Origin of the sequence: Thermosynechococcus sp. HN-54 (assembly GCF_023650955.1) — a bacterium.
Classification (GTDB): domain Bacteria; phylum Cyanobacteriota; class Cyanobacteriia; order Thermosynechococcales; family Thermosynechococcaceae; genus Thermosynechococcus.
Genome location: NZ_CP098039.1, coordinates 665,849 through 687,200 on the forward strand (window position 1 = coordinate 665,849; position 21,352 = coordinate 687,200).

Annotated in this window: 21 protein-coding genes and 1 tRNA gene; 11 read left to right on the top strand and 11 right to left on the bottom strand. The window is 53.3% G+C overall.

Annotated features, from left to right (window positions below; genetic code table 11):
* Positions 1–3: 3 nt before the first annotated feature.
* From NBE99_RS03220 to NBE99_RS03235, 4 genes are all read right to left on the bottom strand, one after another.
* Positions 4–273: a YciI family protein gene (locus NBE99_RS03220; protein ID WP_250683066.1), complete on the bottom strand. Its 270-nt coding sequence runs from the start codon at positions 271–273 to the stop codon at positions 4–6.
* A gap of 9 nt (positions 274–282) precedes the next feature.
* A complete protein-coding gene (prfA, locus tag NBE99_RS03225; protein ID WP_250683067.1) occupies positions 283–1,377 on the bottom strand; it encodes a peptide chain release factor 1 in 1,095 nt (364 codons plus the stop codon).
* Positions 1,378–1,395: 18 nt separating this feature from the next.
* A complete protein-coding gene (rpsD, locus tag NBE99_RS03230) occupies positions 1,396–2,004 on the bottom strand; it encodes a 30S ribosomal protein S4 (protein WP_250683068.1) in 609 nt (202 codons plus the stop codon).
* Between the two features lie 125 nt (positions 2,005–2,129).
* A complete protein-coding gene (locus tag NBE99_RS03235) occupies positions 2,130–3,176 on the bottom strand; it encodes an AI-2E family transporter (protein WP_250683069.1) in 1,047 nt (348 codons plus the stop codon).
* Between the two features lie 169 nt (positions 3,177–3,345).
* Between NBE99_RS03235 and NBE99_RS03240 the strand changes: the two genes are divergently transcribed.
* Together NBE99_RS03240 and NBE99_RS03245 are read left to right on the top strand one after the other, a co-directional pair.
* Positions 3,346–4,026: an NnrU family protein gene (locus tag NBE99_RS03240; RefSeq protein WP_250683683.1), complete on the top strand. Its 681-nt coding sequence runs from the start codon at positions 3,346–3,348 to the stop codon at positions 4,024–4,026.
* Positions 4,027–4,093: 67 nt separating this feature from the next.
* Positions 4,094–5,980 (top strand): chloride channel protein, encoded by a 1,887-nt coding sequence (locus NBE99_RS03245; RefSeq protein ID WP_250683070.1) that lies wholly within the window; start codon positions 4,094–4,096, stop codon positions 5,978–5,980.
* Here the strand turns inward: NBE99_RS03245 and cobA are convergent.
* From cobA to NBE99_RS03260, 3 genes are all read right to left on the bottom strand, one after another.
* A complete protein-coding gene (gene cobA / locus NBE99_RS03250) occupies positions 5,954–6,721 on the bottom strand; it encodes a uroporphyrinogen-III C-methyltransferase (protein WP_250683071.1) in 768 nt (255 codons plus the stop codon). The two genes, NBE99_RS03245 and cobA, sit on opposite strands and share 27 nt — an antisense overlap.
* 51 nt (positions 6,722–6,772) lie before the next feature.
* A complete protein-coding gene (locus tag NBE99_RS03255) occupies positions 6,773–7,414 on the bottom strand; it encodes an L-threonylcarbamoyladenylate synthase (protein WP_250683684.1) in 642 nt (213 codons plus the stop codon).
* 79 nt (positions 7,415–7,493) lie between these two features.
* Entirely contained in the window at positions 7,494–7,934 is a 441-nt protein-coding gene (locus tag NBE99_RS03260) for a DUF29 domain-containing protein (protein ID WP_250683072.1), read from the bottom strand.
* 142 nt (positions 7,935–8,076) lie between these two features.
* Here NBE99_RS03260 and NBE99_RS03265 point away from each other — a divergent pair, with 142 nt between their 5' ends.
* Complete coding sequence (locus NBE99_RS03265; RefSeq protein WP_250683073.1) at positions 8,077–8,481, top strand: hypothetical protein; 405 nt, start codon at positions 8,077–8,079, stop codon at positions 8,479–8,481.
* A gap of 295 nt (positions 8,482–8,776) precedes the next feature.
* Positions 8,777–10,027, top strand: a complete 1,251-nt coding sequence (locus tag NBE99_RS03270) for a hypothetical protein (RefSeq protein WP_250683074.1) — start codon at positions 8,777–8,779, stop codon at positions 10,025–10,027.
* A 6-nt stretch (positions 10,028–10,033) separates the two neighbouring features.
* Here NBE99_RS03270 and NBE99_RS03275 read toward each other — a convergent pair whose 3' ends face one another.
* On the bottom strand, positions 10,034–11,437 hold the full coding sequence (locus NBE99_RS03275) for a BCD family MFS transporter (RefSeq protein WP_250683075.1): 1,404 nt from the start codon (positions 11,435–11,437) through the stop codon (positions 10,034–10,036).
* 309 nt (positions 11,438–11,746) lie between these two features.
* On the opposite strand from NBE99_RS03275, the gene NBE99_RS03280 reads away from it, so the two are divergent.
* Together NBE99_RS03280 and NBE99_RS03285 are read left to right on the top strand one after the other, a co-directional pair.
* Positions 11,747–12,958, top strand: coding sequence for an MFS transporter (locus NBE99_RS03280; protein ID WP_250683076.1), 1,212 nt, complete (start codon positions 11,747–11,749; stop codon positions 12,956–12,958).
* A 77-nt stretch (positions 12,959–13,035) separates the two neighbouring features.
* Entirely contained in the window at positions 13,036–13,572 is a 537-nt protein-coding gene (locus NBE99_RS03285; protein ID WP_250683077.1) for a DUF2062 domain-containing protein, read from the top strand.
* Here NBE99_RS03285 and NBE99_RS03290 read toward each other — a convergent pair.
* Complete coding sequence (locus tag NBE99_RS03290; protein ID WP_315897306.1) at positions 13,532–14,209, bottom strand: peptidylprolyl isomerase; 678 nt, start codon at positions 14,207–14,209, stop codon at positions 13,532–13,534. The genes NBE99_RS03285 and NBE99_RS03290 overlap by 41 nt on opposite strands.
* A gap of 103 nt (positions 14,210–14,312) precedes the next feature.
* Positions 14,313–15,227: a cell division protein FtsQ/DivIB gene (locus NBE99_RS03295; protein ID WP_250683079.1), complete on the bottom strand. Its 915-nt coding sequence runs from the start codon at positions 15,225–15,227 to the stop codon at positions 14,313–14,315.
* A 126-nt stretch (positions 15,228–15,353) separates the two neighbouring features.
* Between NBE99_RS03295 and NBE99_RS03300 the strand changes: the two genes are divergently transcribed.
* Positions 15,354–15,974, top strand: coding sequence for a hypothetical protein (locus NBE99_RS03300; protein ID WP_250683080.1), 621 nt, complete (start codon positions 15,354–15,356; stop codon positions 15,972–15,974).
* 6 nt (positions 15,975–15,980) lie between these two features.
* Entirely contained in the window at positions 15,981–16,613 is a 633-nt protein-coding gene (gene hisB / locus NBE99_RS03305) for an imidazoleglycerol-phosphate dehydratase HisB (RefSeq protein ID WP_250683081.1), read from the top strand.
* Here the strand turns inward: hisB and NBE99_RS03310 are convergent.
* Complete coding sequence (locus NBE99_RS03310) at positions 16,610–17,416, bottom strand: pentapeptide repeat-containing protein (protein WP_250683082.1); 807 nt, start codon at positions 17,414–17,416, stop codon at positions 16,610–16,612. The two genes, hisB and NBE99_RS03310, sit on opposite strands and share 4 nt — an antisense overlap.
* 128 nt (positions 17,417–17,544) lie before the next feature.
* Between NBE99_RS03310 and ftsH3 the strand changes: the two genes are divergently transcribed.
* The 3 genes from ftsH3 (at position 17,545) to menD (ending at position 21,349) form a co-directional block, all read left to right on the top strand.
* On the top strand, positions 17,545–19,383 hold the full coding sequence (ftsH3, locus tag NBE99_RS03315; RefSeq protein WP_250683083.1) for an ATP-dependent zinc metalloprotease FtsH3: 1,839 nt from the start codon (positions 17,545–17,547) through the stop codon (positions 19,381–19,383).
* Between the two features lie 55 nt (positions 19,384–19,438).
* Positions 19,439–19,509 (top strand) — tRNA-Gly (locus NBE99_RS03320).
* 151 nt (positions 19,510–19,660) lie between these two features.
* Positions 19,661–21,349 carry a 2-succinyl-5-enolpyruvyl-6-hydroxy-3-cyclohexene-1-carboxylic-acid synthase gene (menD, locus tag NBE99_RS03325; RefSeq protein ID WP_250683084.1) on the top strand — a complete coding sequence of 563 codons (1,689 nt, stop codon included), beginning with the start codon at positions 19,661–19,663 and terminating at the stop codon, positions 21,347–21,349.
* Positions 21,350–21,352: the final 3 nt, after the last annotated feature.

Consider the following 21,352-nt stretch of genomic DNA (forward strand, 5'->3'; position numbering starts at 1 on the left):
TCCTTAGAGGGCTTGGATCCACTCATGAATGCTGTACTCTGTCCACACTTGATGCTGCCAGTAGGGGTCGTTTTCAATCAATTGGCGCACGGTCTCTTCGCTATCCGCCTCATAAATGGCAAAAAAGTAGCGCAGGTCTTTCGTAGGGCCAATGGTCACAAGTACCCCTTGGGCTTTTTGAGCCGCGAGGCCGTCGAGGTGGACTTGACGATGGGGGGTACGCCGTTCGAGGACATCCTCACAGTAGCGTCCCCAAGCCACAAATTTGGTCATTTCATCCTCCTAGGCTTGTTCGGCAGCCAGTTGCGCCAGTTGTTCCTGCTGATCACGGCTAATGCAGGCTTGGATAATCGGCTCTAAATCCCCTTCTAGAACACTGCTGAGGCTAAAGTTTTGTCCCAAGCGGTGATCGGTGACACGATCGTCTTTGTAGTTGTAGGTACGGATTTTTTCGGAGCGATCGCCCGTACCCACTTGCGAGCGGCGCATGGAGGTAATGGCCTCTTGCTGTTCCCGCAGCTTCATTTCATAGAGTTTGGCTCGGAGAATCTGGAACGCCCGCTCTTTATTTTTCAATTGGCTGCGCTCTTCGGTGCAAAAGACGCGAATTCCTGTCGGTTTGTGGTAGAGGTCAACGGCTGTTTCCACTTTGTTGACGTTTTGGCCACCGGCGCCCCCCGATCGCGCGGTGGTAAGTTCAATATCCTTAGGATCAATTTCTACTTCCACTTCGTCCACTTCGGGCATCACCGCCACGGTGGCCGTAGAGGTGTGAACTCGTCCCCCCGCCTCGGTAACAGGTACCCGCTGCACGCGATGGACACCGGATTCAAACTTCAGCTTGCTATAGACGCGATCGCCCTTAATTTCCAAGATGGCTTCCTTGAAGCCCCCCATTTCGGCAAGAGATTCACTGACTAAGCTCACTTGCCACCCCTGGCTTTTGGCATAGCGGGAATACATCCGCACCAAATCCCCTGCCCAAATCCCCGCTTCATCACCGCCAGCACCAGCACGAATTTCTAGCATGATGTTTTTTTCATCATTGGGATCACGGGGCAGGAGCAGAATTTTTAGGCGTTCTTCCAGTTCAGCAATGCGGCGGCTGAGATCAGCGACTTCTTCTTCAGCCATTTGCCGTAGTTCGGGTTCATTAACCGCTTCTTTAAGCAGTTGGCGAGCATCCACCAGTTGCTGATTGAGGGACTGCCATTCGTGGTAGGCATTCACCGTCTCCTCTAGGGCAGCACGGGAGCGAGCCACTTTCTGAAATTCGGTTGGGTTGACCGCCACATCAGGATCCGCCAAGCGACGGGTAAGTTCCGTAAAGGTTTGCTCGACGGTGCGGAGTTTTTCCAGAAGATAAGCTTCTGCCATAGGGAAGGTGGCGATAGGCTAGACTTTGCGGGAGTAGTACTCAACCACGAGGAGTTCGTTAACTTCGAGGGCAACCCACTGCCGTTCCACAATACCAGTGACTCTGCCGGTCAAGGTGCTTTTATCTAGCTCCAAGTGGCTGGGGATATTGGCAAGGCCGGGATTTTGGAGGTTGGTTTCCACTAAACGGCGCGATCGCTCGTTATCGCGGACAGTAATGACATCGCCGGGACGGCACTGATAGCTAGGAATGGAAACAGGGCGACCATTCACTAAAATATGGCCATGATTGACGAGCTGGCGAGCTGCTGGAATCGTCGGTGCCATCCCAAGGCGGAAAACGGTGTTATCCAGCCGCATTTCCAACAACTGTAGGAGGGTTTGCCCCGTGGAACCACTCACGCGACGGGCTTTGCGCACATAGCGCACTAGTTGCCGCTCCGAGACCCCGTAGTTGAAGCGAAGTTTTTGCTTCTCGTCAAGGCGCAGGGCGTATTCCGAACGCTTTTTGCGGGCTTGGCCGTGTTGACCGGGGGGATAGCTCCGCTTGGGGGCTTTGCGGGTGAGACCAGCTAGTTCACCCAGACGACGGACAATTCTCAAACGAGGGCCACGATATCGAGCCATGCAACTATACCCAACCTACAGTGATGATGGTGTCCAACCAAAAATGTGCAAAAAATACACTGATGTGCCGAGGGCAACTTAATCAGCTTGCCTAGTATATCAAGGGGATGGGCGCGATCGCAACCCTAGGACGAGGATTGAGGGGGATCCCCACTACCGGCCTGCAAGGCCTTGAGATCCCACAAGCTGACAATGGTACCCGTAATCGGAATGGCAAGGAAGACACCGACAATTCCCGCAACCGTTGCCCCCACCAAGAGAGCAAAAAATAAAACAACGGGATTGAGGTTGACGGAGTTGCGCATGACCCGTGGCATCAGGATATTTTCCTCCACCTGTTGCAGCAGAATACAACTGATGAGCACTTGGAGGCTGAGGGCAACACCCTTGGGCAAAAGAATGAGGCACACGAGGGAAATGCCAATGGTTGAGCCAATGCCCGGCACCAGATCGAAGCCGCCGGCGATCGCCGCTAGGGCAAGGGCGTAGGGCGCACGTAACACTAAGAGCACGATGAAGGTGCCTGTGCCAAAGAATAAGGACAGGAGCAAACGACCGCTAAAGAAGCCCAAAAAGTTGCGCTCTAGGGCTTGGGGCACGCGATCGCGCCATGGATCGGGCAAAAAGCTCAATAGATACTGCCACAGCCGTTCCCCCTCTAGCAGCATGAAGAAGGTAATCACAGCAACAATAATTCCCCCTACAAAAAGAGCAAAGATAGCTTGGAGCTTCCCGAAGCCAAACTGAAGCCCCGCAAGGGCAAAGTTGCGCAATTCTGACTCCAGTTGCTGAAAATTAATCTCTAAATTCCATTGCTCCAGAAATTGCTCCATCCTCTCTAGGGAGTCAATCCACAGATCAATTTGGCTGGGTAAACTGGTGATTAATTCTTGAAACTGGCCAATAATGGCCAAGCCCAGCGTAATCCCTAAGCCAATTAACAGTGCCAACGTCCCAAGAAACACCGCGGTAACGGCAAAACCATGGGGCAGGTAGCGCTTGAGCCAACGCACTGGGTAGTTGAGTAAAAAGGCCAAAATGGCAGCAAAAAGAAAAATCAGTAAAACGTAGGCAAAGTATTGTAGAAGCTGTACCCCCACCCAACCAAGGGCAAATAGGAGCAGGAGACGCAATAGACGGCGGTTTTCAAGGCGATCAAGCCAATTGAACATACACTCGGTGGGATGCCCTCAACGCCCTGACTATAACCTATAGGTTGGAATTTTCTCCTCATTTACATTGCTTTACAACTTGCCCTTTGGGATTATAGGAAATGGTCTCAATCGTGGGGAGCAGATTGGCGTGGAGCACCACAGTTGGCAAACCAGTTCGCAGTGGATCATGGTGGGGCTATTGCTCTTGTTTGCGATCGCCCACAGTGGATTGGCAAGCTTACGTCCTTGGGCAGAAAAGCGTGTGGGTGCCCGCCTTTATCGCATTTTTTTCGTCCTAGTGAGTCTGCCCTTAGCGACAATCTTGATTCTCTACTTTTTGGCCCACCGCTACGACGGCGTGCAACTGTGGCAACTCCAAGGAGTACCGGGGATGGGTGCGCTCGTGTGGGGGCTATCGGCGATCTCGTTTCTCTTTCTTTATCCGGCCACATTTAACTTGCTAGAGATTGCCGCTGTGCAAAAGCCAGACGTGCACCTCTACGAAACGGGGATGATTCGCATTACCCGCCACCCGCAGTTATGGGGGCAGGTGATCTGGTGTGTGGCGCATACCCTGTGGTTGGGCACGTCCTTTACACTGCTGACCTCCCTTGGTCTGATTGCCCATCACTGCTTTGGGGTTTGGCATGGCGATCGCCGCTGGTACGCACGGCATGGAGAAGCGTTTACTGCTCTGAAAGCCCGCACTTCAATCATTCCCTTCAAAGCCATTTTGCAGGGCAAGCAACAACTGGTGTGGCAAGAATTTTTGCGCTCCGCCTATGGGGGAGTGGCAATCTTTGTCGCCTTATTGTGGTGGCTACATCCTTACTTTTATCGTATCACGCCGCAAATTTTGCCCTTTTAGCGTCTCCACTGGAAATTGCGCATAATTGAGTTAGAGCTATCCCGCTTCAGGCAAATTTTTTCCACCAGTGTCCTCCCTCTCCCCCCTTTTTGCTGCTGAATCTCGCCTCACTCGTCTTTTCAATCAATTGCAACCGCCCCCAGAAACGGTCGTGCTAGTTTTGGCGGTGCTTATTGGTGGCAGTGCTGGCCTCAGTGTGCTGCTGTTTCGTTATCTGATTGAAACGATTCATCACATTGCCCTTGAAGACTTGATGGGGCTGATGGGTCAATTGGGCGCTTGGACATTGGCCTGTGTTCCTGCCCTAGGGGGCTTGCTGGTGGGGATCATCCGCTGGTTTGTGCAAGACTTTAGTCCCAACCTGATGTCATTGATGGGTGCTGTAGAAGCGGGCAAGGAAATTCCCTTCATTCGCCCCATTGCCAAAACCCTTGCGGCGGCGATTTCCCTTGGTACAGGTGCGTCCCTTGGTCCAGAAGGCCCCAGTGTGGAAGTGGGCGCCAACATCGGCATTCTCCTTGGTCAAGCACTGAAGGTTTCCCGAGAACGGCAAAAGTTACTCCTCGGTGCAGGGGCAGCGGCAGGTTTAGCAGCAGGCTTCAATGCCCCGATCGCTGGTGTGTTCTTTGCCCTAGAGGTGGTCTTGGGAACCACATTTGAAACAACGGCTGTGAGTGTGGTGCTTTTGGCCGCTGTGATTTCTGCCCTGATTACCCAAATTGGTTTGGGATCACAACCCGCCTTTGATCTGCCGGCCTATGAAGTACGCAGTTCCCTTGAGTTGCCCTTGTATTTGGGCTTGGGACTATTGGCCTACGGCGTTGCCATTGCTTATACTCAGTTACTTCAGTGGCTCCCCCAAGCTTTTCAGGGGAAGATTCCGCCCATGCAGTTTTTAGGTCGTATTCCCCTACTGCTGCGTCCCTTGGTGGGTGGCCTCTGCGTTGGCCTTGTTGCTCTGTATTTGCCACAAGTGCTGGGAATTGGCTATGAAACGGTGGAAGCGATTCTCAGAGATGTGAATTTTTCCCTTGGTTTGCTGTTGATATTGTTACTCGCCAAGATGGTCTTAACAGCAATGAGTCTAGGCAGTGGTCTGGTGGGGGGCATCTTTGCACCGGCACTCTTTTTGGGAGCCTCCCTTGGTGCCGCCTATGGTAAAGTGTTGCCCATCCTGCTACCGATGTTTGCCAACAGTATTGCTGCTCCTGCCGCCTACGCAACCGTGGGAATGGCTGCCGTCCTTGCCGCTAGCGTCAATGCCCCCTTAACCGCCATTTTGCTGCTCTTTGAAATGACGCGGGACTATCGCATTATTTTGCCTTTGATGGCAGCGGTGGGCTTGAGTGTCTGGCTGGTGAATAGTTTGAGTGTTCAAAAACGGGGCGAGCTGCCCGCATTGGCACCCAGCGCTCAGACCCACAAGGAGGAGCAGGAGGAAAGTCCCCCCAATCTTTCTGTGGCCGAAGCCATGCAATTGGAGGTGCTGTTGCTTAGCGAAGCAACGCCTGTGGTCGAAGCTGGCTTGCAACTGATTGAAAAAAAAGCCTACTGTGCCTTTGTGACTGATAGTCAGCAGGACTTGATGGGGTTGGTCACCCTTGGGGATATTAATCGGGTGCTGACCCGTTGGGAAGCGGATCAGGAAACAAGCGCCTATCAAACGCAAACGGTGGGGAGTGTCTGTACGCGAGACTTGTTACTGGCCTATGGTGATGAACCCCTGAAGGACGCCCTCGATCGCATGGCAGCGCGGGATTTAAGGCAGTTGCCCGTAGTCGATCGCCACAACCCACAACGGGTGTTAGGCCTACTCACCAGAGAAAATATCCGTCTTGCCTATTCTCTGGATCAAACACGACGTAAGCTATTGCCCTATTTAGAGCGGGCGATGCTGTCACTGCCCCTAGAACCTGAACCTGCTCCTTCAGATCTGGTGGAGACTTCCCATTAACTGGGAGCGCAGGTGAATGACCTCACCAATGACAATCAAAGCAGGCGTTTGAATCTGTGCCTCGTCATAGGTGGCGATCGCTCGCTCTAGGGTTGTCACCACCACCCGTTGTTGCGGTGTTGTCCCTGATTCAATAAAGGCCAAGGGGGTCTGGGGCGATCGCCCCCCTGCCAGCAGTTGCGGCACAATTTCCCCCAGATGGTGGAGTCCCATGTAAATCACAATCGTATCCACCGCCGTAGCCAGAGCCGACCAATTGACGCGCGGTTGATAGCGACCAGCGGCCTCATGGCCCGTGACAAAAACCACCGAAGAACTAAAATCCCGATGGGTGAGGGGAATGTGCGCATAGGCAGGTGCAGCCACCCCACTGGTGACCCCCGGCACCACTTCCACAGTAATGCCAGCCTCGACAAGGGCAAGACACTCTTCGCCGCCGCGGCCAAAGACAAAGGGATCGCCCCCCTTCAGGCGCACAATTACTGCATGGCGCTGTGCTAGGTCAATCAACAAGTGGCAAATCTCAGTCTGAGAGAGGGTGTGGTTGCCTCGCCGCTTGCCCACATGAATCTTTTCCGCTTGGGGGTTAATCAAGTCGAGAATTTCGGGACTAATCAGAGCATCGTAGAGCACCACATCTGCCCACTCCAGCAGCGTCTTGGCACGCACCGTCAGTAGCCCCACATCCCCGGGGCCTGCACCCACTAAATATACTTTGCCAATCAATTGCGGTGAATTCATGCCTTAACCCTTTGCGTGGAATTCTTTATCTACCAATGGGATCAGAAACGTTCAATCAACAGTCACCATTTCTGCCGGTAGCGCTTCCCACCCTTGTCCCTTGCGTACCAGTAGCGGGGGTTCGACGGTGAGATCAAGGATACTCGACATTTGCTGGCCGGGAGGTTCACCCGTATCAATAATCAGATCAACCCGTTTATCAAAGGCATCGAAGAGATCTGCTGTATTCACATAATAGGTCTCATCATCGGGCAACCGTGCTGAGGTGGAAATAATCGGATTGCCCAAGGCCGCTAACAGGGCTTGACTGATGGTATGGTCAGGCACACGAATCCCTGTGGTTTTGCGCTTGGGATTTTGGACAAGGCGGGGCACGAGTTTAGTGGCGGGAAGCAAAAAAGTATAAGGACCGGGGATCAGGCGACGCATGAGGCGATAAGCGGAATCGCTGACATAGGCGTACTGGGCAATGTTGGAAAGGGAAGAGCACAAGAATGTGACGGGTTTATCGTTGGAGAGTTGCTTGAGTTGGCGTACCCGTTGCACCGCTCCTTTGTGGTTCATGTCGCAGCCAATGGCATAGACCGTATCCGTGGGGTAGAGCATGACTGCCCCTTCTTTGAGAGCCTCAACAATTTGGGCGATCGTGCGGGGTTGGGGGTTAACCGAATGAAGCTCAAAAATCGCCGCCATCATAAACTTTGCAAGGGCACTGCCGCCATAACGTAGTTTTAGTTTAACGGCAATAGCATGGGCGAATGCATGTTTTGAACTAAGTGTCGGTTTCGGGGAGCCAATTCTGGGTCAAAACCCTCTCTGGGGGATAAGGACAAGTTTCAGGAAAGGTGCTCAGCGGTAAACCCGTTTGCTCTGCTGCTTGGCGGCGAGCGCGTTCATAGCTTGTGGAAAGTTGGCTGGCTGGGTAATCCCGCAAGCTAGGACTATCAGCTATGGTTAGCTCAATTTGAGTGCGGGCATCCGTGATCGAATCCAACCAACTATCGGAGCGGCGCTGGGGTTGATATTGCCACTTTAAGAGGTGTAGCAGCAGACGAGTTAACTGGCTATTGATGGCACGCCGTTCACTTTTGCCCAAGTCTTCTACCTCAGCAATGAGATGGGGCAGATCCAACTCTTGCCATCGTCTTTGTCGCAATAATGCCACTGTTTCTGCAATCCACGCACTGTAATCTTGGTCGTATTGCTGCTTCATTGTTGCTAGATAAAGCGTGCCAGCATTATTTTTATTAGATCCAATTTTCAGAATAGCGGAACTACAAGACGGTACTCGCGGTCTTTAGCTCTAGCACTGTGTGGAATACAGTACACTGGATTGGGTTAGTGGATGGTTCTCAATGAAAAACTCCTTGCGCTATCTTCTGTTTGGCTTGGGTGTGGGGCTGGCGATCGCCGTTGTGCCCCGTTTACCTGTTTTGCAATCTCCCGATATGGTCATGGCGCAGGGAACCAGTCAGATCATTTCCCCCCAAGGGCTGGCGAACCACCTGAAGAAAATCAATGCCAAGATGTACGGTGCCTACTGGTGTCCCGCTTGCATGAAGCAAAAAGAACTCTTTGGCAGCGCCTTCAAAAGCATCAACTATATTGAGTGCGATGCGCGCGGTACCAATGGCCAGCCAGAACTCTGCAAACAGGCCAATATCCGTGCCTACCCCACATGGGAAATCAACGGTAAACGCTATGAGGGTGTCTATCCCCTAGAGGGTCTAGCTCAGCTTTCGGGGTATCAGGGGCGCTAATGCTCGCGAACCCTAGAAACTCTTTTGAGGAGAGAACTTAGCACCAATTTTTATAGTCGATTGTCAATTGATTGTCTTGTTGCGTATCATCAAAAAGTAGTAGGGCGTTTGCGCTAGTCAGCGATCAAAGATACCTAGGTCATTCTTGTGATTAGGATCACGAAAAAAACGTGGTTGCGATCACAAGTGAACGATATGTTGCCTTTTATGATGCAGGTATGTTAGAACCTCTCGGTTGTGCCCCCGAATTCCAGCACTGTCGGTAGTGGCGTGGCTTAGGAGCGCATTCCCCCCTATGAATACTTGGATGAAGGCAAACGACTACCAACTGATTTACGATCACTTGCTGGAATGTGTGCAGCAGGAGAGTCCGCAGCAAGTCATTGAGCGGTTTCGTGCCCTTTTTCTCATGGGCTATACCTACCCCGATCGCCAGATTCAAGAGGCTATGGATCGGATTGTGACGGGGGCACGGGTGGCGGACAATTTCCGTCCCTTTATGAACCGCTGCTGCCACATTTTGATTAACCGCTGGCAGTCGCGTCCTTTGCTCCAAGGGGCGGTTCCCGAATTTCTGGCCATGCTGCAAACGCCTGTGGCGATGCCGGCGGGGGGTCTCAGCCGGGCACCGATTGTGCGCAAGCTGCGGCTGCTCCTCAAGGATTATTTAGAGAGCGAAGCTTTTCAGAAGCTCCAGCGCATGGTGCAATTCCTCCAAGAGGATGCCCAAGATACTTCCCAAATTCAACAAAACGGCGATCGCCCCCTTGCGACTCTGATTCGCCGCTATCCCTATCTCTACAACTACTGCCTCGTGGGAGATGACACGACACCCGAAGACCTGCGCTACATTCAAGACTTTCAGCAAAAGGCCACTCAGCAGTTTGAAATGAACCTGAGTCAATATCTCATGAGTGAGTTTCGCCGTGCTCAGGGGCATAACAATATTCCACTGGCGAAAAATCCAACCCTGCTCTCGCCAGAGGAAGTGAGAACCTCCATTCAACATTTTGTTAGTAAGGTAGATGGCCGTCATACCTATCGGGACTTGGCGAATCAATTTGAGCAGCGGCTGCAACGCATGAAGTCCACCCATGATTTTCGCGATGCCTTTTTCCACTACTTGATGGACACCACGGCGGATGTGGGGCGGGGTCGCTTCCGCCAGCGGTTTTATCAGTATTTGGAAACGCTGCCCCTCTTTCAGCAGCCGCAACCCCTGAATGAATTTACCATTGTGCGCACGTGCAGCCAAACCCTCAACTACTTGGTGGTGGATAGTGCCCAAAACCCCAACCATTTGGTTTTTATTGACTTACTCAATAACATTGGCACTGCGGCAACAATTGGCCTCTTGCTCAAGATCGTCCTTCTCAGCAAGAAAGTGAAACCCTACCTCGAAAAACGTTTTGCCATTTTGTTTAATCACTATCAGTCCTTTAGTCGCGGCAAGGTACGCTGGCTGGTGAACTGCTTAGAGCATTTTAATATTGCCAATGTCACCCACTTTGGCAAGTTGGATTTCTCCTTTCTTGCCCGCTGGTAAGCCCGTTTATTCCAAGTCCTCGGCCAGAACCTTGGCGATCGCCACCTGAGATTGTTGGCGAAATTGACTCACATCCACTCGTTTTAGAAGCAAGACAGCGGCCAGCATTCCCAACATTGGCAGACAAAAAACAAAACCATAGGCCAAGATCGGCACCCCAAAGAGTTGACGACCAATATCGAGTGCTGTTCCGCCGACAACGGTGGCCGATCCCCGCGCGATCGCCTGAGCAAGCCCCCACGCCCCAATAAAGGTACCGGCGGTTTCCGCTGCTGTTAAGTCCAGCATCAGACTGAGGGCACCCGTCGTTGTCACCCCAGCGGCAATGCCAAAGAGAAAGAGCTGCAACTGAAAGAGCCACACCTGCTGCGTGACCCCTGAAATGATCAGGAGTAAGAACATCAAGGCCACCCCCCAACAGCCATAGGTGGTGGTGCGGATCTTGCCGAGGCGGGGCACAATCAAAAATCCCGTGAAACTTAGACCCACAAGGGTGCCCATGCCCCAGTAGGCATTCAAGCGAGTAGTTTCGGCGATCGTCATGCCAAAAACTTCACCGCCAAAGGGTTCAAGAATCGGTTCCTGAATAAATAAACTTAGGGTCATCAGGACAAGGAAGAGAAAAAAGCGCCACGTTTGGGAGTTGGCGGTGAGAATTTTCAGGGCGCGACCAAGGGTAATGTTTTCCGGGTTGTCACAGGCACGACTGCGCACATGGTAGCGGGAATACTTGGCCTCAACCCCCCAAGTGCTCGCGATCGCCAGCGCAAAAACCACCGTCAAAACTACCAAAAAGAGGCGATTCACACTTTCTTGCAGGCGTTCAACCGGTGTATCCAACTCCAACTGCCGCAGCAGCACACTACTGAGGATGGCACCAACCACAATGCCCACGGTCAACATGGACCAGACAATGCCCACTAATTTGCCGCGATCCTCCTCTTCGGAGACATCCACCAGCAAGGCGGCAAAGGGGGTTGAGCTACTACTAACACAGATGCCATAGGCGGCAAAGAGCAATCCCAATAGGCCAATCCACCCTTGGGTAACCAGACTCCAGCCCGCTTGATCTAAACTTTGCCCCACCTGCCAGATCACCTGAACAATCGCGTAGGTGACCAAGGTAAAGGCCAAAGCCCCACCCCAAACATACCCCGTGCGATGATAGCCGCCAATGGGATGGGCATCCGACAGTTGACCAAACCACACCCGCACTGGTGAAACAAATTGATGCATGGCGATCGTCAGGGTCACCAATGTGGCCGGCACCGCCAATTCCTTGATCAAGATGCGGTTGAGCACCCCCAACACCAGAATCGACATCATGCCCAGTCCCATCTGAAAGAGACCCAAGCGAAACATGACCCACAGGGGCAGAGGGGGGGGTGCAGCGGCAGAACGAGTGGCCATACCTCACTCAACTCACATCACTGATAGAGGGTGATAAATGATTTTCAGGTCAAATTTAGATTGCCATCAAGAAAGAAATGGTCAATGATACAATCAGAGCAATCAGTGTCAAAAAGAGCGATCGCTTCAAAGATTCTGTATACGCAGACATGGGTTGCATCACCTCATCAGTAGGGTCTTTTGGGGGGTGTCCGATTGATGGGAAAAGAGCTGTATTGTGTTAAGTTGTAGTCTTTTATTGTACTGCCTTTTTCTCAGGGGCAAAACCCGACAGGTCAGACATCCATCACATGAGGACGTATCACATCAATGGGGATAAACCTGCGCTCACCATTATTCATTGTTTTGCTCACAATTGTCATCGACCGTTTGGGTGAGAGCCTCATTTTCCCCATTTTGCCCTTCCTCGTGGAGCGATTTAAATTTGATGCGTTGAGCTTGACGCTGTTATTTTCTGCCTTTGCTGCTGCTCAATTTATTGCTGCTCCCCTTTTGGGTGCTCTCTCGGATCACTGGGGACGTCGTCCGGTGTTGCTGATTTGCATTGCCGGTACTGCCCTGTCCTACATTCTCTTTGCTGTGGCGACGGTCCCTTGGCTGCTCTTTGTCTCGCGGATTATTGATGGTCTCACTGGAGGGGTGGTTTCAACCGCTCAGGCCTATATTGCCGACACTTCAGCGCCGGCAGATCGAGCGAAGAACTTTGGCCTCACGGGGGCAGCTTTTGGCATTGGCTTCATTTTTGGGCCAGCGATCGGGGGCAGCCTTGCGGCGATCGATCTCACGTTGCCGATTTGGTTTGCAGCGGTCTTGGCTCTAGTGAACGTAGTCTTGGCCTATTTCATCTTGCCGGAGTCCTTGCCCCAACGTCAGCGATCGCCCCTGACCCTAAAGAGCTTTGCCTTGCAGCAGCAGTGGTTGGAGCTATTCAATCAACGCACCCTCCAAGCCTTACTCATGGCCTTTTTTATCTTTAACTTTGCCTTTGCTGGCTTTACCAGTATCTTCGTCCTCTTTTTGAAGCGGCAGTTAGGCTGGGGACCCCCACAGGCGGGAATCATTTTTGTGATTATTGGACTTGTGAGTACGATTGTGCAGGCGGGCTTAATTCGCTCATTGATTCCGCGGTTTGGTGAGCAGCGCTTGAGCCTAGGGGGACTCCTCCTCGTGGCCTTGGTATTGTTGGGGATTGCGGCGGTGCCCAGTGCAGGTGGTTTGAGTGTGCCCTTGCTCTATGGGTGTGTGGTGGGTTTGGCCTTTGGGGTGGGCATCATGTTGCCCTCGCTGCGGGGGGTGATCTCCAATCGCGTGCGCGATCAGGATCAGGGGAAAATTATTGGCGCTAGTCAATCGCTCCAGAGTGTGGCAGGGATTGCTGGCCCGGCATGGGCAGGGTGGGTCTTCGATCGCTGGGGTGGGGTGGCGCCCGCTTGGCAAAGCAGTGTGATGATGGCGATCGCCCTCGGCTTTCTGACGCTCGGATTGTCGAAGCCCAAGAGGGCAACCCCTAGCAGTCTCTAAGCAAAGTATGTCAAACTGCTAAGCAAAGGTCACAATGCACTTATTTTGCACCCCTTGGACTCCCTTGAAGCTCACCTATGATGCGGTTGTCTTTTTCCCAGCTTTCTCGACAGCCTCGTTGGTTCCATTCTTGGCGACGATCGCTCCGCTATTACTATCTGCGCTTAATGCGCTCCCACAGTAGCACCGAGAGTATTGCCCGTGGTTTAGGGGCGGGCGTCTTTGCTGGCATGCTGCCCCTGTTTGGCGGTCAAATGCTCATTGCCGTTAGTGTCGCATTCCTCGTGCGTGGGAATAAGCCCTTGGCAGCCCTTGCAACGTGGGTGAGTAACCCCTTCACCTATGTGCCCTTGTTTTGGTTTAACTTTCAGGTGGGTTGGTGGTTGATGGGGCAGCCTTCCCTGTCCTTTGGTGAATGGCAGTCTTGGGAAAAGCTCCTAGAACAGGGGGGGCAAATGGCAACGATTCTAATTTTTGGTAGTGTTTGGGTGGGGGTGATTGCTGGGTTGCTCACCTACGCCCTGTGTTTGCGACTGCTACCCACCCTGCGACAACGCTTTCGCCGTCGTTCTGCTATGGCTGCTGTAAATTTTCCAAACCGGCCACAACCTTAGCGGATTGCAGGCGATCGCCCTGTTGGATGGTGTCCACCACGTCCATACCATCGGTGACATAGCCAAAAACGGCGTAATTGCCATCCAGAAAATCCAGTTGATCAAGGGCAATGTAAAATTGCGCCGAGGCTGAATCAGGCAGTTGCGATCGCGCCATGGCCACTGCGCCACGGGTATGGGTGAGGACGGGTGAGACTTTGCCCGCTTGGCTATAGGTAGGCGTATCGCTGCCCTGACCCAGAATTTCTAGGGGAATATAGCGGGGGCGGTTGGTTGCTGGGTCAATGAATGAACCGGTGCCATAGAGTTGTGGTGACACACTGGGGTCTTTGGTTTGGGGATCACCCCCTTGAACCACAAAGGGTCGGGGTTCACGAACCACACGGTGAAAGATCGTGCCATCATAGACGCCGCGATTCACTAAATCCACAAAATTGCCAGCAGTAATCGGGGCAGCATCCCCCTTCACTTGAATCGTAATCGGGCGATCGTTGACCGTCAGCACGACCGTTGCATCGCCATTGAGTCGAGGTAAATTGGCCATAGGGGTTGGGCTTTGTGCTCCTGGAATTGAACTCGTGTCAGCCACTGAGGAGAGTGACGCGCAACTCACCAGCAGAAGCACACCGAGCACCATTACCAACTGTGGCAGAAATCGTGGCAGTATTGTGCCGAACTTCAGGGATTTCATTGACAAGCCACTCCAAGCTAACCGTTCTATTATGCCGTGCTGCTGCTCCTTAATTGCTGCGGGGAAGAGGCTGCTGTGTTGGTTGTTGCCGCAGTTGCACCAAGGGTTCATCGGGGTTCACCAGATCAATAAAGACCATTTGCCGAGGATCTAAGTACTGAGGTAATTGCTTGAGACTGGCTAGGGCACTGAGTTGTTTCTTGAAGGTGGGACTATTCCACTGCACCACCCCAAGGTGAACGGGGACAAGAGGGGTTTGGACAATTAGATTCTGTTCATTGCGCCAATCTAAACCCGTAATCGGTAAATCCTGCTGCTGGAGAATCTGGTGAATTTGCTGCCACTGCTGCTGGCGATCGCCATCCACCGCCAATGTCTGCGGCCGCGGCGGATTCTCAACGGGGACAAAATACCCCTGCAACAGAAACGTGGGCATTGGTTTCACCGCACTGGCTTGATAGCTACCCACAGGAGCCACAAATCCGAGGCCATCCACCAACCAACGACTGGCAGGGCCTTGTAGCCGACCCGTTTCACTCATTACCCAGCATTGATTGCAGAGAGCAACTGCCACAGGCTTACGTTCTTGGACTTCAACAATCAGCGTCGGTGGAAAGAGTTGGCGGGCGATCGTTACCCGTTGCAGCGGTAGCGTCGTTTCAAGGGTATGAATGATCTCCTGAGGACGGAGACGGAGGAGGGATTCGGGGTACTCAAGGGGCAATTGTGCCTGCAACGCTTCCCTCTTCAGCAGTTGATTGCCACGAATCACCACTTGCTCAGGGCGGCGGATAATCCAATCCGGCAGCGTCAGTCCCCAGATAAGCCCCCCCGTTAAGGTCAAGAGGACACTGGTACGCCAAAGCCCTGCCAGTTGCCGCCAGCGGCGTTTACTTTGCAATTGGCGGCGGCGTTCACGAATGGCATCATGGGTCGTTGTCCCCTGAGGGGTGGGATTTACCATGGCCACGGCCTCAGTGTTGAGGAAAATTGGAACTTATGATCCTGCACGGGCTGTCATTACTTGGTGTAAGATACGCGATGTTGATTGTCCGCTTGACTGCCTCTATCTTAGTAAAGGCTTCGTACCATGCCCCTGAATACATTTGCTCACTGGTCAAGATCATCGCTGCTCCTTGGGGTGTTACTGCTAGGGGGACTCCCTCGGGCGGTGTTTGCTCAGAATCAATCTTCTAGCCCCAATGTCCAGATTGTGAATCCCACACCCCCGCCTAGCTCTTCAATCTACACGCTTGAAGGGGGCAAACGTTTGATGGATGAGGCTGCCGCCGCAGTCAGTAATCAAAATTATGCTGTCGCCGCTCGCAAGCTCTTAGAAGCCCGTACGGTGATGAACCAACTCTCGAACTTTTACCAGTCCCTCAACTCGAGCTTTTTGGGGATTGATAGTGCTGCTGCCGATAGCAACCGTCGCCGTGCCCTAGAAGCAGCGCAACTGCGAGATCAAGCGACTTTTCAACTGGCTTTGGTCTATCGCGCGAATAACCAGCCGGAGCTAGCAGTCCCCCTTTTGGTGGAAATCATCCGCAGCCAAAACCCCACCCGTGAACTGGGACAAAAGGCCTACCAGCAATTGCTAGAATTGGGTTTTGTAGATGTGCCCTTTCCGCGTACAGGGGCAATTCCCTCGGGAACGCCTGCGGCGAGTCCACCACCAGCCACCTCTGCCAATCCCCAACCGCGTCAGTAACCCTTCATGAACGACTCTCTCCTCAGTAATGGCCACGCGCCGCTGCTGCGCCAAGCCACAGTCGATCGCCAGACCAAAGAAACCAGCGTTCACGTTGAACTGTTTCTCGATGGCAATGGTCGAGCGGATAATCACACGGGTATTCCCTTTTTAGATCACATGCTCGATCAGATTTGCTCCCACGGTTTAGTGGATCTGCGGGTGCAGGCCACAGGCGACACCCATATTGATGACCACCACACCAACGAGGATGTGGGGATTACCTTAGGAATGGCGCTGGATCAGGCGTTGGGCGATCGCCGGGGTATTAATCGCTTTGGCCACTTTGTAGCGCCGCTTGATGAAAGCCTCGTGGAAGTTGCCCTAGACTTTTCTGGGCGTCCCCACCTCAGCTATGGGTTGCAGATTCCCACCCAGCGAGTTGGCACCTATGATACGCAACTGGTGCGGGAATTTTTCGTTGCCTTGGTGAACCACAGCCGCATGACGCTGCACATTCGCCAACTGGACGGCATTAACTCCCACCACATTATTGAAGCAACCTTCAAAGCCTTTGCCCGTGCCCTACGGATGGCGATCGCCATTGACCCGCGCCGCAGTCAGCAGATTCCCAGTTCTAAGGGGGTCATTCAAGCCTAGGTATGGACATGGCCATCGGGCATAATTGCTCCCGTAAGGCGCGCGCCAGTGAGCTTAACCAAGAGGCGGTTGCCTTGGCTCATTTTGGCTCCGCGGAGATCAGCCCCCCGCAGATCGGCACCACTTAAGTCAGCCCCAATGAGATTGGCCTCTTGCAGGTCAGCATAGCTGAGATCCGCTTGCAGTAAATTGGCACGGAACAGATTGGCATGGCGCAGGTTGGCGCGGTGGAGAATCACCCGATGCAAAAAGGCATCACTGAGATCGGCATAGCTGAGATTGGCATGGCTGAGATTGCGCCCTTCAAAGTCCTTTTCACTCAGGTTTGCCCCCTGTAAATTGATCCCCGACATATCCTTGTGGGGCGGCGTCGTGCGGGGTGGCTCTGGAGGCGGGGGCGCGGCTGTGCGTTGGCGCTGATAGGTGCCGTAGGTATGGTTGTGGTGTTGGCTATAGGCTTGGTGCGCGCTTTGCTGCGGTTCACGGGGTGGGTGATAGCTGCGATAGGTGTAGGGATTTGACTGATAGCGCGGCGGGGGTGAGGAATGATAGGTTTGCCGCTGGCTAGCAGCCCGCTGGGAGGTTTGGCTGCCGTGTCTGGCAATATGCTGTCGCAGTTGCTCGCGCGCTTCATTGAACTGCTTAATTTTCTCTTGTGCCTTTTCAATGAGGCGGGTGTTGTCCTTGGGGATGCGATCGGGATGCCAAATAAACACCAAATCCCGATAAGCCCGGTTAATTTCCTCTAGGGTTGCCCCCGGTTCTAACTCCAGTACCCGATAGCAGGTGTCCAAATCGAGCATTTTCTGACGGCTTATCATGGATATTGATGATCTTAACCATGGGACTGCTCACCTAGGGTTGCGAAAGAATGCGTTAGTATGAACTTATGTAAAGACTTTTCACATTTCCTAGCGGAGGATGGCGATCGGTGAATAAACAATGGCGAAATGCAGGTTTATACGTTCTTCTTGCAATCGTGGTGCTGGCCTTGGCCACTGCCTTCTTTGATCGCCAACCCACGACCAAACAAACTTGGCCCTACAGTGAGTTCATTGAACAGGTTGAAAATCAGCAAATCACCAAAGTCAGTATTACCCCGGACCGCTCGCAAGCCCAAGCCATTACCCAAGATGGCACGCGAGTGCTAGTCAATCTGCCTAATGATCCTGAATTGCTGGACATTCTCACCAGCAACAATGTGGACATCGCCGTCTTGCCCCAAAGCAATGATGGCTTCTGGTTCCGTGCTCTAAGTAGCCTCTTGGTTCCTATTGGCCTGTTGGTGCTGCTGTTTTTCCTGCTGCGGCGCGCTCAAGCGGGTCCCGGCAACCAAGCAATGAACTTTGGTAAGTCGCGAGCACGGGTGCAGATGGAACCCCAAACCCAAGTGACCTTTAATGATGTGGCTGGCATTGATCAGGCCAAGCTGGAACTGGGCGAGGTCGTGGAATTCCTCAAGTATGCCGATCGCTTTACGGAAGTAGGCGCCAAAATCCCCAAGGGCGTCCTTCTTGTCGGTCCGCCCGGAACAGGCAAAACCCTCCTTGCGCGCGCGGTGGCTGGTGAAGCAGGCGTTCCCTTCTTCTCGATTTCCGGTTCTGAGTTTGTGGAAATGTTTGTGGGGGTGGGTGCCTCGCGGGTACGTGACCTTTTTGAGCAAGCCAAGGCCAATGCCCCCTGTATTGTCTTTATTGATGAGATTGATGCTGTCGGTCGCCAGCGCGGTGCCGGCCTAGGGGGAGGCAATGATGAACGGGAGCAAACCCTCAACCAATTGCTGACGGAAATGGATGGTTTTGAGGGGAATACCGGCATCATTATTATTGCTGCAACGAACCGTCCGGATGTGTTGGATGCAGCCCTGTTGCGGCCGGGGCGTTTTGACCGTCAAGTGGTGGTGGATCGTCCCGATTACAAGGGTCGCCTCGATATTCTCAAAGTCCATGCCCGTGGCAAGACCCTTGCTAAAGATGTGGATCTGGACAAAATTGCGCGGCGCACCCCTGGCTTTACCGGTGCGGATCTGTCGAACCTACTCAATGAAGCGGCCATTCTTGCTGCCCGCCGTAACCTTACCGAAATCTCGATGGATGAGATTAACGATGCCATTGATCGCGTCCTCGCAGGGCCTGAGAAGAAAGACCGCGTCATGAGCGAACGTCGCAAGAAGTTAGTCGCCTACCATGAAGCCGGTCATGCCCTCGTGGGTGCCCTCATGCCCGACTACGATCCCGTGCAAAAGGTGAGCATTATTCCCCGTGGACGCGCCGGCGGTCTCACATGGTTTACCCCCAATGAGGATCAGATGGATTCCGGCCTCTACAGCCGCTCCTACCTCCAAAACCAAATGGCTGTTGCCCTTGGGGGGCGCATTGCTGAGGAAATTGTCTTTGGCGAAGATGAGGTAACCACGGGTGCTTCCAACGACCTGCAACAGGTGGCACGGGTGGCACGGCAAATGGTGACTCGCTTTGGTATGAGCGATCGCCTAGGGCCTGTGGCTTTGGGACGGCAAACGGGGAATGTCTTCCTTGGCCGCGATATTATGGCAGAACGGGACTTCTCCGAGGAAACGGCTGCCACGATTGATGACGAAGTGCGCAACTTGGTGGAGCAAGCCTATCGCCGTGCCAAAGAGGTGTTGGTGAACAACCGTCACGTCCTTGACCAAATTGCCCAAGTGCTCATTGAAAAAGAAACAATCGATGCCGAGGAACTCCAAAGCATTCTTGATCGCAACGACGTGAAGATGGCAACAATTCCCTAGGATTGACCTTTGCGATCGCCCCAAGGGTCGTGCTAATGTAGTATTCCTTGGGACTGCGGGCATGGTTTAATGGTAAAACCCTAGCCTTCCAAGCTAGAGACGCGGGTTCGATTCCCGCTGCCCGCTTAAGACTCAAAACCTCCAAAACCACGCTATTTAGGGCACTTCAGAGATTCTGAGAGGCTCTCTCATAGTCTCAAACTGGATTTAGAACCCTATTCTATTGGTGGCGTATGGCTAGGCCACGTAGGCTAGGATAGAACTTCTGGATTGATGGATGATTCTCACTGAAAATCTAAATGTCCTCTGGGCGAGCGTCCTCTTTGAAACCCTCTACCGGTTGGGACTGCGGACAGTCGTTCTCTCGCCAGGATCACGTTCGGGACCGCTAGCGATCGCGGCTGCTGCCCATTCCCATCTTGAGGCCTTGCCAATTCTTGATGAACGCTCGGCAGCTTTTTTTGCCCTTGGCCTTGTCCAACAGCAGGGACGACCGGTTGCTCTTGTCTGCACTTCAGGCACTGCTGCTGCTAATTTCTATCCCGCGATTATTGAAGCAAGCCTCAGTCATTTACCGTTAATTGTGCTGACCGCCGATCGCCCCCCCGAATTGCGCTTTTGCCAAGCGGGGCAAGCCATTGATCAGGTGCATCTCTATGGTCACGCGGTACGTCACTATCGCGAACTGAGTCTGCCGGAACTTGCTTTGCTGCCCTATCTGCGGCAAACCCTCTGCCATAGCTGGCAAACTGCCCTCTGGCCAGATCCGGGGCCAGTACATTTGAATATTCCCCTGCGGGATCCCCTTGACCTGCGATCTGAGGCAAATTTTCATGGGGCACTGCCAAAGAACTTTTTTGATCAGGTGCAGCCCTTTGTGCCGCCTCGCGTTGTCACGTCTCTCCCTTGGCAAACATGGCAACAGATGCAGCGGGGGTTAATTATTGCAGGGCCTAGTCATGGGGTGGATTCTCTGGCGGAAGCTACCGCGATTGATCGCCTGAGTCGGTTTCTGCAGTGGCCAGTGCTTGCCGATGCCCTCTCCTCAGCACGGGGACTGCCCCACGGTATTACCCATTACGATCTGCTGCTGCGAGATGCCCACCTACGGGAATACCTGCGTCCTGAGGCAGTGATTCAACTGGGACCGCTGCCCACCAGTAAAGCTCTGCGGGAGTGGCTGAGTACCTGCGATCCCCTGATCTGGTGCCTTGACCCCACGGGAGATAACAACAATCCCCTCCATGGCCGCTGTCAGACGTTGGCGATCGCCCCCCAATCGGTGGACTGCCCCCCCGACCCCCTGCCCCCCAACCCCTACCTCAAGGACTGGCAAGACCAAGACCAACGAGTGCATGAGCAACTGAAGCGGACATTTGAGGCCATTGATTGGTTCTGTGAGGCCAAGTTGATTTACCATCTGCCGCAGTGGTTGCCATCGCAAACGGCAATTTTTGTTGCCAGTAGTATGCCTGTGCGCGATGTTGAGAGTGTTTGGCGGGTCAGCGATCGCCGCCATCGCTTTTACTTTAATCGGGGTGCCAACGGTATTGATGGCACATTATCTAGTGCTCTCGGGGTTGCCCATCGCGGTCAACCGACCCTCTTGATCACTGGGGATTTGGCCTGCTTGCACGATACCAATGGTTGGCTGATCACGCCCCAGTTGCAGGGGTGTCTAACTGTACTGCTGATCAATAATAACGGCGGTGGTATCTTTGAGCACCTACCGATTCGGCAGTTTGATCCACCCTTTGAAACCTTTTTTGCCACACCCCAAGCGGTCAATTTTGCGCAGCTTGCAGCAGCCTACGGCATTCCCTATCACTGCTTGCAGAACTGGGCGGATGTGCAAACCCAACTTTCCCTCGACCCTTGGCCAAAGATACGACTTTTGGAATTCAAGAGCGATCGCCAGCAAAATGCCCAATGGCGACAGCAGGTACTGGCTCAGCTTGGGATTTGAGTT